General features: G+C 47.5%; 16 protein-coding genes and 1 other annotated feature. All 16 genes read right to left on the bottom strand.

Features of this window, described 5'->3' with window-relative positions:
• Nucleotide 1 precedes the first annotated feature (1 nt).
• Nucleotides 2–2,080 carry an elongation factor G gene (fusA, locus tag NYE29_RS13435; RefSeq protein WP_340896377.1) on the bottom strand — a complete coding sequence of 693 codons (2,079 nt, stop codon included), beginning with the start codon at nucleotides 2,078–2,080 and terminating at the stop codon, nucleotides 2–4.
• 48 nt (nucleotides 2,081–2,128) lie between these two features.
• Nucleotides 2,129–2,599 (bottom strand): 30S ribosomal protein S7, encoded by a 471-nt coding sequence (rpsG, locus tag NYE29_RS13430; RefSeq protein WP_036652908.1) that lies wholly within the window; start codon nucleotides 2,597–2,599, stop codon nucleotides 2,129–2,131.
• Between the two features lie 44 nt (nucleotides 2,600–2,643).
• The gene (rpsL, locus tag NYE29_RS13425) at nucleotides 2,644–3,063 is read right to left on the bottom strand and encodes a 30S ribosomal protein S12 (RefSeq protein WP_038597092.1); all 420 of its coding nucleotides are present in this window, start codon (nucleotides 3,061–3,063) and stop codon (nucleotides 2,644–2,646) included.
• A gap of 133 nt (nucleotides 3,064–3,196) precedes the next feature.
• A complete protein-coding gene (locus NYE29_RS13420; RefSeq protein WP_340896375.1) occupies nucleotides 3,197–3,448 on the bottom strand; it encodes a ribosomal L7Ae/L30e/S12e/Gadd45 family protein in 252 nt (83 codons plus the stop codon).
• Nucleotides 3,449–3,630: 182 nt separating this feature from the next.
• Nucleotides 3,631–7,242, bottom strand: a complete 3,612-nt coding sequence (rpoC, locus tag NYE29_RS13415) for a DNA-directed RNA polymerase subunit beta' (RefSeq protein WP_340896374.1) — start codon at nucleotides 7,240–7,242, stop codon at nucleotides 3,631–3,633.
• A 113-nt stretch (nucleotides 7,243–7,355) separates the two neighbouring features.
• On the bottom strand, nucleotides 7,356–10,901 hold the full coding sequence (gene rpoB, locus NYE29_RS13410; protein WP_076112958.1) for a DNA-directed RNA polymerase subunit beta: 3,546 nt from the start codon (nucleotides 10,899–10,901) through the stop codon (nucleotides 7,356–7,358).
• A 418-nt stretch (nucleotides 10,902–11,319) separates the two neighbouring features.
• Nucleotides 11,320–11,922, bottom strand: a complete 603-nt coding sequence (locus tag NYE29_RS13405; protein WP_340896373.1) for a class I SAM-dependent methyltransferase — start codon at nucleotides 11,920–11,922, stop codon at nucleotides 11,320–11,322.
• 123 nt (nucleotides 11,923–12,045) lie between these two features.
• Complete coding sequence (gene rplL, locus NYE29_RS13400; protein ID WP_076112960.1) at nucleotides 12,046–12,405, bottom strand: 50S ribosomal protein L7/L12; 360 nt, start codon at nucleotides 12,403–12,405, stop codon at nucleotides 12,046–12,048.
• A gap of 65 nt (nucleotides 12,406–12,470) precedes the next feature.
• A complete protein-coding gene (gene rplJ / locus NYE29_RS13395; RefSeq protein ID WP_076112961.1) occupies nucleotides 12,471–12,974 on the bottom strand; it encodes a 50S ribosomal protein L10 in 504 nt (167 codons plus the stop codon).
• A gap of 64 nt (nucleotides 12,975–13,038) precedes the next feature.
• Nucleotides 13,039–13,193: a sequence feature (ribosomal protein L10 leader region), on the bottom strand.
• A 67-nt stretch (nucleotides 13,194–13,260) separates the two neighbouring features.
• Nucleotides 13,261–13,953 carry a 50S ribosomal protein L1 gene (rplA, locus tag NYE29_RS13390; RefSeq protein WP_076112962.1) on the bottom strand — a complete coding sequence of 231 codons (693 nt, stop codon included), beginning with the start codon at nucleotides 13,951–13,953 and terminating at the stop codon, nucleotides 13,261–13,263.
• A gap of 81 nt (nucleotides 13,954–14,034) precedes the next feature.
• The gene (gene rplK, locus NYE29_RS13385) at nucleotides 14,035–14,460 is read right to left on the bottom strand and encodes a 50S ribosomal protein L11 (RefSeq protein ID WP_020427083.1); all 426 of its coding nucleotides are present in this window, start codon (nucleotides 14,458–14,460) and stop codon (nucleotides 14,035–14,037) included.
• Between the two features lie 74 nt (nucleotides 14,461–14,534).
• Nucleotides 14,535–15,068 (bottom strand): transcription termination/antitermination protein NusG, encoded by a 534-nt coding sequence (nusG, locus tag NYE29_RS13380; protein WP_020427084.1) that lies wholly within the window; start codon nucleotides 15,066–15,068, stop codon nucleotides 14,535–14,537.
• Nucleotides 15,069–15,088: 20 nt separating this feature from the next.
• Nucleotides 15,089–15,280, bottom strand: a complete 192-nt coding sequence (gene secE / locus NYE29_RS13375) for a preprotein translocase subunit SecE (protein WP_038597114.1) — start codon at nucleotides 15,278–15,280, stop codon at nucleotides 15,089–15,091.
• Between the two features lie 20 nt (nucleotides 15,281–15,300).
• Nucleotides 15,301–15,450, bottom strand: coding sequence for a 50S ribosomal protein L33 (gene rpmG, locus NYE29_RS13370; RefSeq protein ID WP_074086515.1), 150 nt, complete (start codon nucleotides 15,448–15,450; stop codon nucleotides 15,301–15,303).
• Nucleotides 15,451–15,874: 424 nt separating this feature from the next.
• The gene (gene sigH / locus NYE29_RS13365) at nucleotides 15,875–16,519 is read right to left on the bottom strand and encodes an RNA polymerase sporulation sigma factor SigH (protein ID WP_020427086.1); all 645 of its coding nucleotides are present in this window, start codon (nucleotides 16,517–16,519) and stop codon (nucleotides 15,875–15,877) included.
• Nucleotides 16,520–16,681: 162 nt separating this feature from the next.
• The gene (locus tag NYE29_RS13360; protein ID WP_076112963.1) at nucleotides 16,682–17,203 is read right to left on the bottom strand and encodes an NYN domain-containing protein; all 522 of its coding nucleotides are present in this window, start codon (nucleotides 17,201–17,203) and stop codon (nucleotides 16,682–16,684) included.

Raw genomic sequence — 17,203 nt, 5'->3', positions numbered from 1 at the left:
ATTATTCTCCGCCTTTGTTCTTAGCAACGATCTCTTCCGCAATGGATTTAGGAACTTCTTCATAGTGAGAAAGCTCCATGGAGAATACGCCGCGTCCTTGAGTACCAGAACGGAGTGTTGTGGAGTATCCGAACATTTCGGAAAGAGGCACCTTCGCACGGATAATTTGCGCTCCACCACGGGAATCCATACCTTCGATCCGACCGCGACGGGAGTTCAGCATACCCATTACATCACCCATATATTCCTCAGGAACAGTTACTTCCACTTTCATGATTGGCTCAAGCAGAACAGGTTTACACTTGTCTTTAGCTGCTTTGAGTGCCATCGATCCGGCAATTTTGAACGCCATTTCGTTGGAGTCAACATCATGATAAGAACCATCAACGATGGTAGCCTTAACGTCAACAAGCGGGAAGCCTGCGATAACGCCGTTTTTCATTTGCTCTTCAATACCGGCAAGTGCAGGAGCGATATACTCTCTAGGAACAGAGCCACCGACTACTTTACTTTCGAACTTGCTGCCAGTACCTGGCTCGAGAGGTTCAAATTCAACCCATACGTGACCGTACTGACCGCGACCGCCGGATTGGCGAACGAATTTACCTTCGACACGAGCTGGTGCTTTGAATGTTTCACGGTAAGCAACCTGTGGTTTACCCACATTGGTTTCTACTTTGAATTCGCGGCGCATACGGTCGATGATAATATCAAGGTGAAGCTCACCCATACCTGCCAGGATCGTTTGGCCTGTTTCTTCATCAGTGTGAGCACGAAGAGTTGGATCCTCTTCAGTCAACTTACCGAGAGCAACACCCAGTTTATCTTGGTCAGCTTTGGTTTTTGGTTCAACTGCGATTTCGATAACCGGATCAGGGAAGTTCATGGACTCCAGAATAACCGGATGTTTCTCATCACAAAGTGTATCGCCAGTACTTGTGTCCTTCAGACCAACGGCTGCCGCGATATCACCAGCGTAAACGATGGAGATTTCTTGGCGGCTGTTCGCATGCATTTGCAGGATACGGCCGATACGCTCGCGTTTGTTCTTAGTAGCGTTAACTACATAAGAACCGGATTCCAGAACACCGGAATACACGCGGAAGAACGTGAGTTTACCTACATAAGGGTCTGTCATGATTTTAAATGCCAGTGCTGAGAATGGTTCTTCATCCGAAGAGTGGCGAACCGCTTCAGTTCCGTCATCCAGATGACCTTGAATAGCCGGTACATCCAGTGGGGATGGCAAGTAATCTACGACAGCGTCCATCATAAGTTGGACACCTTTGTTACGGTAGGAGGATCCGACAATTACAGGGAAGATCTTAACTTCTACAACGCCTTTGCGCAGAGCAGCTTTGATCTCATCAACTGAAATTTCTTCGCCTTCCAGGTACTTCATAGTCAGATCTTCGTCAAGTTCAGCTACTTTCTCGATCAACTCAAGACGCAGCCCCTCAACTTGTTCCAGATATTCAGCCGGAATGTCCGTTACTTCAATATTTTGACCCAGATCGTCTTTAAACATATGAGCTTTTTGCTCAACCAGGTCAATAATACCAATGAAGTCGTTTTCGGCACCAATTGGCAGTTGAATAGCAACTGCATTGGCTTGCAAGCGATCACGCATGCTGTCGATAACGTTTAGGAAATCCGCACCGATGATATCCATTTTATTTACATATGCGATCCGGGGAACGCCATAACGGTCAGCCTGTCTCCATACGGTTTCAGACTGAGGCTCAACGCCCTCTTTCGCACTGAAAACGCCTACTGCCCCATCCAATACACGAAGGGAACGTTCAACTTCAACTGTGAAGTCAACGTGTCCAGGGGTATCAATGATATTGATGCGGTGACCTTTCCATGCAGCAGTTGTAGCAGCGGAGGTAATAGTAATCCCGCGCTCTTGTTCTTGCTCCATCCAGTCCATTGTAGCAGCACCCTCGTGAACTTCACCGATTTTGTGCGTACGGCCTGTATAGAATAGAATCCGCTCAGTGGTAGTAGTCTTACCAGCATCAATATGCGCCATGATCCCGATATTACGTGTATTTTTTAAGGAGAACTCTCTTGCCATGAATTGGGTCTCCCTTCAAAATATAAGTTATTTGAACGGCCTTAAATCCTACCAGCGGTAGTGAGCAAACGCTTTGTTTGCTTCAGCCATTTTGTGCGTGTCTTCACGTTTCTTAACGGAAGCGCCTGTGTTGTTGGAAGCGTCGATGATCTCAGCCGCCAAACGCTCTTCCATCGTCTTCTCACCGCGGTTGCGTGAGTAGTTTACGAGCCAACGTAATCCCAAAGCAGTACGTCTTTCAGGTTTAACCTCGATAGGCACTTGGTAGTTAGCACCGCCGACACGACGAGCTTTAACTTCCAATACCGGCATAATATTCTTGATGGCAGCTTCGAAAACTTCCATCGGATCTTTGCCTGTGCGTTCTTGAATCAACTTGAACGAATTGTACAGAATGCTTTGAGCGACACCTCTTTTACCACCCAGCATAATACGGTTGATCAAACGAGTAACCAACTTGCTATTATACAATGGATCTGGCAATACATCTCTCTTAGTAACTGGACCTTTGCGTGGCATGGATATCCCCCTTTCTCAATGTTTGTTATTCAGATATTCTTAACTTATTTCTTTGCTTTAGGACGTTTTGCACCATACTTGGAACGAGCTTGCATGCGGTTAGCAACGCCTGCTGTATCCAAAGCGCCACGAACGATGTGATAACGAACTCCTGCAAGATCCTTAACTTTACCTCCGCGCAGCAATACAACACTGTGCTCTTGAAGGTTATGTCCAATACCCGGAATGTAAGCAGTCACCTCAAGACGGTTCGTCAAACGAACACGGGCATACTTACGAAGCGCAGAGTTTGGTTTACGTGGAGTCATCGTGCCTACACGAGTGCACACACCGCGTTTTTGCGGGGCGCTCAAATTTGTAGTCTCACGCTTGAGGGCGTTGAACCCTTTTTGAAGAGCGGGAGATTTGGATTTTTCGATTTTGGCTTGACGGCCTTTACGAACCAGTTGATTAATAGTTGGCATTGTTGTGCCACCCCCTTCCTGAAATAGTAATCTATTTACGAACATTAAGTCCACAGACCCAGGCGGTTCATAAAAAGACAAATGAAAAGTCTTTGTTGCCGAAGTGTACCCCGGTACAAAAACGCTTCTCGTGCTATTGTTTTAAGACGGCTGCCATAGCAGCACCAACTTCTATACCGCAAGCTTTGCCCAAATTCAGCATTGTGTCCACATAAGTGACCTTCACACCTTGTTTGTTACAAAGCATAACAATTCTGGAAGTAAGCCGTTGATCTCCGTCCTCTGCCACATAGACTTCTGCGGCTTGGCCCAACTCTACCGCCTTAACGGTTTGTTTGGTACCGATCTTGACCTGAGCATCCTGCAGTCCTCTATCATCAGTCATAATAAATCATTACCTCCAGTGAACAAGAATAACCAGGCTACTCACGCACCTTAGACATATTAGCATTATCAGTAGATGATGTCAAGAGAATCGGTAATAAATTTATTAATATTCACAGCAGGCAGCAACGCCACGTCTATAAATAGCCGTGGCATAATCAACTGCCCGCCATGATTATTTAACTATTCAGCAGGAACCGTTTCTAAAGCTTCTTGCGAGCTTTCGACATTCGGATCACTCAGCTTCACATTACGGTAACGATTCATGCCAGTACCTGCAGGAATCAACTTACCGATAATAACATTTTCTTTAAGTCCAAGCAACTTATCTACTTTACCCTTAATTGCAGCATCAGTCAAGACGCGGGTAGTTTCTTGGAAGGAGGCCGCAGACAGGAAGGAATCTGTCTCAAGAGATGCCTTAGTAATACCGAGCAGTACCGGTTTGGCAACTGCAGGCTCATTACCAGAAAGAATGGCTTCCTTATTCGCAGCTTCGTATTCATGAATGTCAGCAAATGCACCTGGCAAGAGATTCGTATCACCAGCATCAATAATACGGATTTTGCGCAACATCTGCTTAATCATAACTTCAATGTGCTTATCATTGATCTCAACGCCTTGGTTACGGTATACACGCTGTACTTCTTGCAGAATGTAGTTTTGTACCCCGCGGATCCCTTTGATACGCAGCATTTCCTTAGGGTCGATCGAACCGTCAGTCAGCTCATCCCCAGCTTCAATCTCCTGGCCTTCACTGACACGCAGACGCGAACCGTAGGTGATGGAATAAGTCTTGGATTCAGCTTCACCTTGAACCTCGATTTCGCGGCGGTCCTTGGTTTCGCGGATTTCCTTGATTACCCCGTCAATTTCACTGATTGTAGCCTGACCTTTAGGGTTACGGGCTTCAAACAGCTCCTGGATACGCGGCAAACCTTGCGTGATGTCATCACCGGCAACCCCCCCGGTATGGAACGTACGCATTGTAAGCTGGGTTCCTGGCTCACCGATGGATTGTGCCGCGATGATACCTACAGCTTCACCGATTTCCACGAATTTACCTGTTGCCAGGTTACGTCCGTAGCATTTCTTGCAGACACCGTGACGCGCACGGCAGCTCAGCACAGAACGGATCTGCAGTTTGGTCACACCAGCGTTAACAATCGCCTCAGCTTTGTCGGAGTCAATCAGATCGTTGCGGTGAACGAGGATTTCCTTCGTTTCCGGATGACGTACAGTTTCAAAGGAGTAGCGGCCTTCGATACGGTCGTACAGATCTTCGATAACTTCCTTGCCATCTTGAATACGGCTGACGGTGAAGCCTTTATCGGTACCACAGTCTTCTTCACGGACAATAACGTCTTGGGCAACGTCAACAAGACGACGGGTCAAGTATCCGGAGTCCGCTGTACGCAGCGCTGTATCGGCCAGACCTTTACGCGCTCCGTGAGTGGAGATAAAGTACTCGAGGACGGTCAGACCTTCACGGAAGTTCGCCTTGATTGGCAATTCGAAAATCCGTCCCGATGGTGTAGCCATCAGTCCACGCATACCACCCAGCTGGGTAATCTGCGATTTGTTACCACGCGCTTTGGAGTCAACCATGAGCATGATAGAATTGAAACGGTCCATCGATTTCAACAGCACGTTGGTAAGATCATCCTTCGTCTTCGACCAGATCTCAATAACACGGTCATACCGTTCGTCATTGGTGATCAGACCACGGCGATATTGGTTGGCAACCACATCGACCTTAGCCTCGGACTCTTTCAGGATTGTAACCTTTTCCTCCGGCACGATAACGTCCGATACGGCAACCGTAACACCGGAACGTGTGGAGTACGTAAAGCCAAGTTGCTTGATTTTATCCAAAATCACAGATGTTTTGGTCGTGTGATAGGTTTCGAAGCAGCGGGCAATGATCAGACCCAAATATTCCTTACCTACAGCACTTGCTTCCGGAGCATTCATAATCAGCTCACGGATGTCCGCGCCTTTTTCATAGATAAAGTATTTCTCTGGCGTGCCTTGCAGCAGGTTCGTTTTGGTTGCTTCGTTAATATAAGGGAAGCTGCTAGGATAGATCTCGTTAAAGATGATCTTTCCGACCGTAGTAATCAGCATTGCGCCTTGTTGCGCTTCTGTAAAGCAGGTTTTACCCAGAGCCTTAACAGGAATAGCTACACGGGCGTGCAGACCTGCGGTTCCACGCTGGTAAGCTGAAACAGCTTCGTTCACGGTACGCAGAATCATCCCTGTACCCTTTTCTTCCTTGTTGTCCATGGTCAGGTAGAATGTACCTAGGACCATATCCTGAGAAGGGGTAACAACCGGTTTGCCATCCTTAGGGTTCAGGATGTTACCGGAGGCCAGCATGAGCAGACGCGCTTCCGCTTGAGCTTCTGCTGATAGAGGAACGTGCACCGCCATTTGGTCACCGTCAAAGTCGGCATTGTAAGCCGTACATACGAGCGGGTGAAGACGGATAGCATGACCTTCTACCAGAATCGGTTCAAACGCTTGAATACCGAGACGGTGAAGTGTAGGGGCACGGTTCAGTAGAACCGGATGCTCTCTGATTACTTCTTCAAGCACATCCCATACTTCAGGACTTACACGCTCAACTTTACGTTTTGCGCTCTTGATGTTATGGGCCAAGCCCTTGTTCACCAATTCTTTCATAACAAACGGTTTGAAGAGTTCAAGCGCCATTTTCTTTGGAAGTCCGCATTGGTACATTTTGAGATACGGTCCTACAACGATAACGGAACGTCCGGAATAGTCAACCCGTTTGCCGAGCAAGTTCTGACGGAAACGTCCTTGTTTACCTTTCAGCATATGGCTCAGCGATTTGAGCGGACGGTTACCAGGACCCGTTACAGGGCGGCCGCGACGGCCGTTGTCGATAAGTGCATCGACAGCTTCCTGAAGCATCCGTTTCTCATTCTGCACGATAATATCAGGAGCACCCAGATCAAGTAGTCTCTTCAGACGGTTGTTCCGGTTGATTACGCGACGATAGAGATCGTTAAGGTCAGACGTAGCAAAACGGCCACCATCCAATTGAACCATCGGACGAAGCTCCGGAGGAATAACCGGAAGCACATCCATGATCATCCAATCAGGCTTGTTGCCGGAGTTGCGGAAGGCTTCAATAACTTCCAGACGTTTGATTGCCCGGTTGCGGCGTTGGCCTTGGGCGGTACGCAGCTCTTCCTTGAGGAATTCCAATTCCTTCTCAATGTCGATATCCTGAAGTAGCTTCTTCACCGCTTCGGCACCCATGCCGGCTTGGAAACCGTAGCCGTATTTCTCACGGTAGCTGCGGTATTCTTTCTCGGACAGCAGTTGTTTCTTCTCCAGTGGCGTTTCACCTGGATCGGTTACAACATAAGATGCAAAGTAGATGATCTCTTCAAGCGATCTCGGGGACATATCGAGTGCCAGACCCATACGGCTTGGAATACCTTTGAAATACCAGATATGAGATACAGGAGCCGCCAGTTCAATGTGGCCCATACGTTCGCGGCGAACTTTAGCGCGGGTAACTTCCACGCCGCATCGGTCGCACACTACGCCCTTATAACGGACGCGTTTGTATTTACCACAGTGGCATTCCCAGTCTTTTTGCGGTCCGAAGATACGTTCGCAGAAAAGACCTTCTTTTTCCGGCTTCAATGTACGATAGTTAATGGTTTCCGGTTTTTTCACTTCTCCGCGGGACCAAGAACGAATCTTCTCCGGGGAAGCAAGCCCGATTTTCATGAATTCAAAATTGTTAACGTCCAACAAGGAGCAACCCTCCTTAACCTATATCCTGATTTAGTACCGGAGGCCCTCCCTTGATGGTTAGATCAAAAGAGGGCACGGTCCTTTTTAAATGAAATTGATTCTTACAGCTTTAATTACTCTATTCCGACTTCTGCGCCTTCCAAATTGAGGCTCAGCTTGTCGCCTGACGTCTCATCCTCATCATCCAGTTCCTTCATTTCAATTTCCTGCTCGTCGCCGCTGAGGATCTTAACATCCATACCAAGCGACTGCAGTTCCTTGATGAGTACTTTGAACGATTCCGGAACACCTGGTTCTGGAACATTCTCGCCTTTGACAATGGATTCGTACGTTTTGACACGGCCTACCACGTCATCGGACTTCACAGTTAAAATCTCTTGAAGTGTATATGCAGCACCGTAAGCTTCAAGCGCCCAAACTTCCATCTCCCCGAAACGCTGTCCGCCGAACTGGGCTTTACCGCCGAGTGGCTGCTGTGTAACGAGAGAGTAAGGTCCTGTGGAACGGGCATGAATCTTATCGTCAACCATGTGCGCCAGTTTGATCATGTGCATAACGCCGACAGTAACTTCACGCTCGAAGCGTTCACCTGTACGGCCGTCATAAAGCACAGTCTTACCATTACGCTGCATGCCGGCTTCTTCCATCGTGTCAAACACGTCGTTCTCACGCGCTCCATCAAATACTGGAGTAGCTACGTGAATACCGAGCTGCAGGGCAGCCATTCCGATATGAACTTCGAGCACCTGGCCGATGTTCATACGGGAAGGAACGCCCAGAGGGTTCAGGACAACCTGCACCGGTGTACCGTCAGGAAGGAATGGCATATCTTCTTCAGGCAGGATCCGGGCAACGACACCCTTGTTACCGTGACGTCCGGCCATCTTGTCACCTTCAGAAATCTTACGTTTCTGAGCGATGTAGACACGAACCAGCTGATTCACACCCGGAGGCAGCTCATCGCCGTTCTCGCGTGTAAATACTTTAACGTCAACGATAATACCATCACTACCATGAGGAACGCGCAGCGAAGTATCGCGCACTTCGCGGGCTTTCTCACCAAAGATAGCGTGCAGCAGGCGTTCTTCGGCAGTCAGTTCAGTTACACCCTTCGGAGTAACTTTACCTACCAGAATATCACCAGCGTTGATTTCCGCACCGATGCGGATGATGCCGCGCTCATCAAGATTGCGCAACGCTTCTTCACCGACATTCGGAATATCACGCGTAATCTCTTCAGGTCCCAGCTTGGTGTCACGAGCCTCGGATTCGTATTCCTCGATATGAATCGAAGTGTATACATCTTCCTTAACCAGTTTCTCACTCAGCAGGATCGCATCCTCGTAGTTGTAGCCTTCCCAAGTCATGAACGCAACAACTACGTTGCGGCCAAGAGCAAGTTCGCCCATTTCCGTGGATGGTCCATCTGCCAGAATGTCGCCTTTCTTAACAATGTCGCCTCTTTTAGCCAGCGGACGTTGATTAATGCAGGTACCCTGGTTCGAACGCATAAATTTGTGTAATTTATATTTAACGATATCGCCTTTAACTTCCTTGCCTTCGACAGCTTCAACGCGGCGCAGCCAAATTTCGTTGGCCGACGAGCGTTCAATAATACCGTCATACTTGGAAACAATACACACGCCCGAATCCTTAGCGGATTTATGTTCCATTCCTGTGCCGACCAGCGGCGCTTTAGGAATTAGAAGCGGAACGGCCTGACGCTGCATGTTCGATCCCATCAGTGCGCGGTTGGAGTCATCGTTCTCAAGGAACGGAATGAGCGCCGTAGCGACCGATACAACCTGTTTCGGCGATACATCCATGTAATCCACGCGATTACTTGGCATTGTTGTAATGTTGTCTGAATCTTTGTTGTAACGAACGATAACCATGTCTTCTTTGAAGGAGCCCTCTTCGTCGATCAGTACGTTAGCCTGAGCAACTACATAGTTATCTTCTTCATCGGCAGTCAGGTAATCGATCTGTTCGGTCACCTTACCAGTCTTCGGATCCACCCAACGGTACGGCGCTTCAATAAAGCCGTATTCATTGATGCGGGCAAAGGTGGACAAGGAGTTGATCAGTCCGATATTCGGACCTTCCGGCGTTTCAATTGGACACATACGGCCGTAGTGACTGTGATGGACGTCACGAACCTCAAAGCCCGCGCGTTCACGAGTCAGACCACCGGGTCCGAGTGCCGATAGACGGCGTTTATGCGTCAGTTCAGCCAGCGGGTTCGTCTGGTCCATAAATTGGGACAGCTGCGAACTACCGAAGAATTCTTTAATCGACGCGATAACCGGACGAATGTTGATCAAAGCCTGTGGCGTAATCGCATTAGCATCCTGAATCGACATTCTCTCACGCACTACGCGTTCCATACGGGACAACCCGATACGGAATTGGTTCTGCAGCAGTTCACCTACAGAACGCAAGCGACGGTTACCTAAGTGGTCGATATCATCGGTGTTGCCGATGCCGTGCAGCAAATTAATAAAGTAGCTGATTGAGGAGATAATATCAGCCTGAGTAATATGCTTCACTGATTTGTCGATATTGCCATTGGCAATCAGTTTGATAACCCGTCCTTCTTCAATCGGCGAGAACACGTCGATCGTTTGCAGAGGGATATCAATACTGTCCATAACCCCACCGCTTACACGGTAGTTTTTGGAGGCAACATTTTTCTCGAAATAAGGAATCAGCTCATCAAGCAGACGACGGTCAACCATTTGGCCGGATTCCGCCAGGATTTCACCTGTGGACTCATCAACCAGAGGTTGAGCCAAACGCTGATTGAACAGACGATTCTTAATGTGCAGCTTTTTGTTGATCTTGTAGCGGCCTACATTGGCCAAATCATAGCGCTTCGGATCAAAGAAACGTGCGACCAAAAGGCTCTTGGCATTATCAAGTGTCGGCGGTTCGCCCGGACGCAGACGCTCGTAGATTTCGATAAGCGCCTTTTCCGTAGAGTCCGTGTTGTCTTTATCCAGCGTATTGCGAATATATTCATCATTGCCAAGCAGTTCCAGAATCTCAGCATCACTGCCGAACCCAAGAGCACGCAGAAGCACGGTAACCGGGATCTTACGAGTCCGGTCGATGCGGACATACATAATGTCCTTAGCGTCGGTCTCAAGTTCCAGCCAGGCTCCGCGGTTAGGAATTACTGTGGCGGTGTAGGTTTTTTTACCGTTCTTATCCACTTTTGTGCTGAAATAGACGCTTGGAGAGCGAACCAACTGGCTGACAATAACCCGTTCCGCACCATTGATAATAAAAGTGCCGGTCTCCGTCATCAGCGGGAAATCTCCCATGAACACTTCCTGCTCTTTGACCTCACCGGTCTCCTTATTAATGAGCCGTACTTTCACCCGCAGAGGAGCCGCATATGTTACGTCCCGCTCTTTAGCGTCGTCAACCGTATATTTCGGTTCACCCAGGCTGTAATCAATGAACTCAAGCACCAAATTCCCTGTGAAATCCTGGATCGGCGAGATGTCCTGAAACATTTCCCGCAATCCTTCCTCCAAAAACCAATCATAAGATTTTTGTTGGATCTCGATCAGGTTCGGGACCTCGAGTACCTCGTTAATTCTCGCATAGCTCCGCCGAGTGCGTCGACCATACTGAACAAGATGTCCTGCCAACTTTACTCACCCCTCATGTCTACTCACTTAAAAATTGATTGCGAACCCTTGTTTGGACCATTATAATGGAACCATAACACAAGGATTCAGCCACAAATAGAGAAAAGCCCTTATCGAAATCTTTCGAAAAAAGAGCGCATCTATCCATGACCAAAATACTCCTTATCCAGTAGATTTGCCCAAAACGTACGTATTATACGTCACCAAGCAACAGTTTATGCGCTATTATCTATTTCCCCGGCGACCTTCGCCGTGGCAGTAACATAGAGAACTGAATTCGCACAAACTTGCCGTACGGCATGCGCTTGCCGGGCGACAATATATTACTTGACATTTCAGCAAACTAAAGACATGGAGCCTAGCTTAATACTGACATTTTATAATAATACCACTATCGATATCACAAGTCAATAACTAATCAACTATTTTTTTGCGCTCTGATAATACGATAGCCTTTGTCTTTCCCCACTTCTTCCACAACCGGAAATAAGCTTTCGAGTTTGGCTGCCGCTGAAGGTGCCCCCTGTTTCTTCTGGATTACAATCCACAGACTTCCACCCTCATTCAAATGCTCATACGCCTCTTCAAAAATACGATGCACTACCGCTTTGCCGGCACGTATCGGAGGATTGGTAAGTATGACATCATACTTCTGTCCCTTTACTGCAGACAACACATCGCTTTCCATAACCGTAACATTGCGGATTCCATTATGCTGGGCATTCTCGCGAGCCAGCTCGACCGCACGGCTGTTAATATCAATCATCGTCACATGGCCGCCCGGGGCCAGAAACGCTGCACTAATGCCAATCGGTCCGTACCCGCAGCCTACGTCAAGCACTGCAGATCCATCCGGAATGTCCATAGCCTCAATTAGTACACGGCTGCCATGGTCGATATCTCCTTTGGAAAAAACACCGGCGTCGCTGGTAAACCGCAGGGTTTTCCCTCTTAGAACCGTGCTTAAGGTACGTCTGTCATGACGCACTTCCGGCTGCTGCGAGTAATAATGCTGCGACATAAGATCCTCCCTTTCATTTTGCTCTTCCTAATTGTATACAGCAACCCCCTTGAACAAGTTCAAGGGGGTTGCAAGAACCGGGAGGAAAAGTTTCTTCCCGGGGCATTACCTTATTGAAGCAAATTACTTCACTTCTACAGCTGCGCCTGCTTCTTCCAATTTTGCTTTGGTAGTTTCGGCTTCTTCTTTGCTTACTTTTTCTTTGATTGCTTTTGGAGCGTTGTCTACGAGGTCTTTAGCTTCTTTCAAGCCCAGGCCTGTGATTTCGCGAACGATTTTGATAACGTTGATTTTGGAAGCGCCAGCGCCTGTCAAAATTACGTCGAATTCGGATTGCTCTTCTTCTACTGCTGCTACTGCGCCGCCAGCTGCTACTGGAGCTGCTGCAGTTACGCCGAATTCTTCTTCGATTGCTTTAACCAGGTCGTTCAGTTCCAATACGCTCATGCCTTTAATTTCTTCCAAAATTGTTTCTTTGCTCATGATTGAACCTCCATTTTATATTTAAATTTGTTTGTGGTATTGATTATGATGCTAGAGACAAAGGCTTACGCGCTTTGTTCTTCTTTCTCAGCAACAGCCTTAACTGCAAGGGCGAAGTTGCGGATTGGAGCTTGAAGCACGCTAAGCAGCATGGACAGCAAACCATCGCGGGATGGAAGCTCAGCCAGTGCTTTCAGCTGATCTGCGTCGATAACTTTACCTTCTACAACGCCGCCCTTCAGTTTCAGAGCGTCGTTCTTCTTAGCGAAGTCGTTCAAAATCTTGGCTGCTACTACCGCATCAGTTTCACTGAATGCTACTGCTGTAGGACCAGTCAGAACTGCGTCCAACTCAGTCAACTCAGACGCCGCAGTTGCACGACGCACCAAAGAGTTCTTCAGGACTTGAAAATCAACGCCAGCTTCACGAAGCTGCTTACGCAGTTCGGTCACTTGCGAAACGTTCAATCCACGGTAGTCCGCAACAACAGTGGAAACACTGTTCTGCAGTTTGCTTGTTACAACATCAACCGCTTCCTGTTTAGCTTGGATTACTTTTGCATTTGCCAATTGTATACACCTCCTGAAAATTTATGTGACGACGATTCTTCCGGAAAATTCTCGTCGTTCCTACGCAGGCATTAGAAAAGCCTCCGCAGATTCACGAAGGCTTGATAAAACGTAAGTTACACAGGCATGCACCCGGCACTTCTTGTTTCTATCACAACACCTCGGTAGGAAATTAAGCCCTACGGCACCTACTGTCTACGGTAAGCATATTCAAGTTGAAGAATGATCACCTTAAAGTTCACAACTGTTATAGATTATCAAAGATGACTCTAGGAGTCAACCCCTATTATCTGTAAGAAGTTGTGTTTACACGAGCACTCGGTCCCATAGTGGACGAAATAGCAATGCTCTTCAGGTAAACACCTTTAGCAGCAGCCGGTTTCGCACGGTTCAGAGCGTCAATGAGGGATTTAAGGTTTTCGTTCAATTGTTCAGCATTAAAGGAAACTTTGCCGATAGGCGCGTGAATTTGACCGGCTTTATCAAGACGGTATTCGATTTTACCGGCTTTGATTTCTTGCACAGCCTTGGTAACGTCGAAAGTAACTGTGCCAGCTTTAGGGTTAGGCATGAGGCCTTTACCACCGAGCAGACGACCCAGTTTACCAACTTCACTCATCATATCAGGTGTAGCTACGCAGACATCAAATTCAAACCAGCCCTGTTGGATCTTGTTGATCATATCCTGATCGCCTACAAAATCCGCACCAGCAGCTTCTGCCTCTTTCGCTTTTTCACCTTTTGCAAATACAAGCACGCGTTGCGTTTTGCCTGTGCCGTGAGGCAGGACAACAACACCACGAACAGCTTGGTCTTGTTTACGCGGGTCTACACCCAGACGAACTGCTGCTTCAACGGTTTCGTCGAATTTGGCAGTTGCCGCCTTTTTCACAAGCTCTACAGCTTCTGAAGGCTCGTAAGTTGCTTCGCTATTGATCAGCTTAGCAGATTCCAGGTATTTCTTACCATGTTTAGCCATGAAAATGTTCCTCCTTTGTGGTGTTAGCGGAAATTCCTCCCACATATTGCGGTCATGAATGACCGGTGCATCGAATACATATTAGTCTTCGATTGTGATACCCATACTGCGGGCAGTACCTTCAACCATGCGCATTGCAGCTTCGATAGATGCAGCGTTCAGGTCGGGCATTTTTGTTTCAGCGATTTCACGAACCGCTGCGCGGCCGAGCTTCGCTACTTTTTTCTTGTTTGGTTCACCGGATCCTTTTTCTACTTTAGCAGCGATGCGAAGCAGAACGGCAGCCGGAGGAGTTTTAGTGATGAAGGTAAACGAACGGTCTTCAAATACTGTAATTTCAACCGGGATGATCAGGCCAGCCTGGTCGGCAGTACGAGCGTTGAATTCCTTACAGAATGCCATGATGTTGACACCTGCTTGACCTAACGCCGGACCTACTGGAGGCGCTGGATTCGCTTTCCCTGCAGGAATCTGCAGTTTCACCATTTTAATAACTTTTTTAGCCATGAGTGACACCTCCTTGCGTAAATAGTGGTATTCGAACGCTTAAAGCGTTCTCCCACAAGAAACCCTTGACACTGTTATATTTTCTCCACTTGAGTGAAATCCAACTCCAGCGGGGTTTCCCGTCCAAACATGTTAACATGCACTTTGATCTTGCTCTTGTCAGCCAAAATCTCTTCCACGGAGCCCACAAAATTCGCAAAGGGACCAACCATAATACGTACGGATTCCTTAATTTCGAAATCAATCTTCGCTTTAGGTTCAACCATGCCCATATGCTTCAGAATTTGTTCAACTTCTTCCGGAAGCAGAGCGGTAGGTTTGGATCCGGAACCTGTCGAACCGACAAACCCGGTAACGCCCGGCGTATTGCGGACAACATACCAAGAATCATCAGTCTGAACCATTTCGACCAAAACATAACCAGGATAAACTTTACGCATGACAGTTTTTTTCTTGCCATCCTTGTTTACCAGTTCTTCTTCCATAGGAACAAGAACACGGAATATTTTGTCTTCCATGCCCATGGACTCAACGCGTTTTTCCAAATTGGCCTTAACCTTATTCTCATACCCGGAATAGGTATGAACAACATACCATCTTTTTTCCATACAAGCCACCTGGGACCTCTCTAAATAATCGTTTCGATCAGAGCGGAAATACCGATGTCCAGAACCCAGAAGTAAAGCGCCATAACTACAATTGTACCGAGAACGATCAATGAATAGTTTTTCAACTCTTTACGGCTAGGCCAGCGAACTTTTTTGAGCTCGCTCCAGCTCTCAGTGAAAAAGGAAAACAATGACTTGAAACTACGTTTCACGCCGACTACACCTCCAAAGACTATCTGGTTTCGCGATGAGGAGTTTGCTCGTTACAGAACTTGCAAAATTTCTTCATCTCCAAGCGGTCGGGGTGATTTCGCTTGTTTTTGGTTGTCGCATAGTTTCTTTGTTTGCAACTTGTACAAGCCAAAGTGATAATTACCCGCATGATATGCACCTCCCGAAGACGTACTTCTAATCTTATAATTAGAAGACGCAAATATTGATCCTAAAAAAAACCCGCGAATTTAGGCCTACCTAAAACACTTTAGCATAATGTCAAGCTCTGTGTCAACGAAAGAATTCCCCATCGCACTGGGTAATTTCGGGTAATGTAGCCGTGTTCCATTCATTGTCTTGTTCTTGTCTTTCCCAGCTGTTCGCTGCCTTGTGCAAGGTCGTCATGAATGACATCACGGACGGAATTCCTCGATAGAACATCGATAGGCACTATTCTTACCATTATGGAGCAATCCGACTGTGAATAAACCTCTTAGCAACGGCAATCAACTAAAATCCTATCTTATCCATCAAAACTTGCATAAACACTAAAAAAAGACTCGATGACCGAGCCTTTCCTGTCCATTATATCATTAATTGTCACGCACTTCCAGATATCTTTCCAATTTACGTTTCACTCGCTGCAAAGCATTGTCGATCGACTTCACATGCCGCTTCAAATCTTCCGCAATCTCCTGATAGGACCTGCCGTCCAGATACAGCATCAGAACTTTGCGTTCGAGATCACTGAGGATCTCCGCCATCTTATCCTCCAGGCCGATAAATTCCTCCTGGTTAATAATCAGTTCTTCCGGATCCAGCACCTGGGTTCCGCAAATGACATCCATCAGCGTCCGGTCGGAATCTTCATCGTATATAGGCTTGTCCAAAGAGACATACGAATTAAGCGGTATATGCTTCTGGCGGGTAGCCGTCTTAATGGCAGTTATAATCTGACGGGTAATACAGAGTTCGGCAAAGGCCTTAAACGAAGACAGCTTATCGCCCTTGAAGTCACGAATTGCCTTATAAAGGCCAATCATGCCTTCCTGTACGATATCTTCACGATCCGCTCCAATCAGAAAATAAGAACGGGCCTTGGCACGTACGAAATTACGGTACTTGTTAATCAAATGCTCCAATGCGCCACTGTCGCCACCACGGAAGATCTCGACAATTTCTTCATCACTTATGAAATCATACTCAGACAGCATTAATTCCTTGAGGTCGACACTCACCAAGAATCCCCCCGGCTGCAACGCAAGACACATCGTCACTTCTCGAAATATAGGATCAGTATATATTATGTTACCTTACACCGTCAACCGTATTTGTCCAAAAACAATCTTCTATAACAATTTTTGGCATTTAATCAAATGATTGCGGGTTTCCGGATGCTTTCATTGCCGCCGCCAATCCTCCAGGCGTTTCCGCATCTCCGGTGGAAGTTTTTCTTCCAGGGAATGGCGCTGGGAGCTGATACCCTGCGGCTCGATAGCTTTCTTAACCTGCTTTTGATTTTCTTCGATCTCCAGCCGCAGCTCTCTGGCAGAAATCCGCAACGCCCCTTGGGCAAAGATTACATGCTGCTCCACAAAATCGCTGGTTGCCACATAAATCTGCCGGCGGCGGTGAGCGAATTCTCCAACCAGCCGCTCAATGCATTCGTCCGCGGTTTCTTTTTCCTTAGTGAAAAAGACCTGTACCTTCCCCTGCACAAAGGAACGGCCAAGTCCCGGAACACGGTAAGCATCGAATACGGCAATGACGCGCCGCCCCGTGAATGCCTGATAATCGGCCAGCATATCCAGCAGCCGGTCGCGTGCTCCCTGCATGCCTGTCTCCGACAGTGCCGAAAGTTCCGGCCAGCCGCCGATCATGTTGTATCCATCCACAAGCAGCACATCGCGCCAATCTGCCAT

The sequence above is a fragment of the Paenibacillus sp. FSL M7-1046 genome (assembly GCF_038007405.1).
In the GTDB taxonomy this organism is placed as follows: Bacteria; Bacillota; Bacilli; order Paenibacillales; family Paenibacillaceae; genus Paenibacillus_AQ.
Note: the sequence above shows the minus strand (reverse complement) of the source record. Positions and strands in the feature narration are given on the sequence as shown.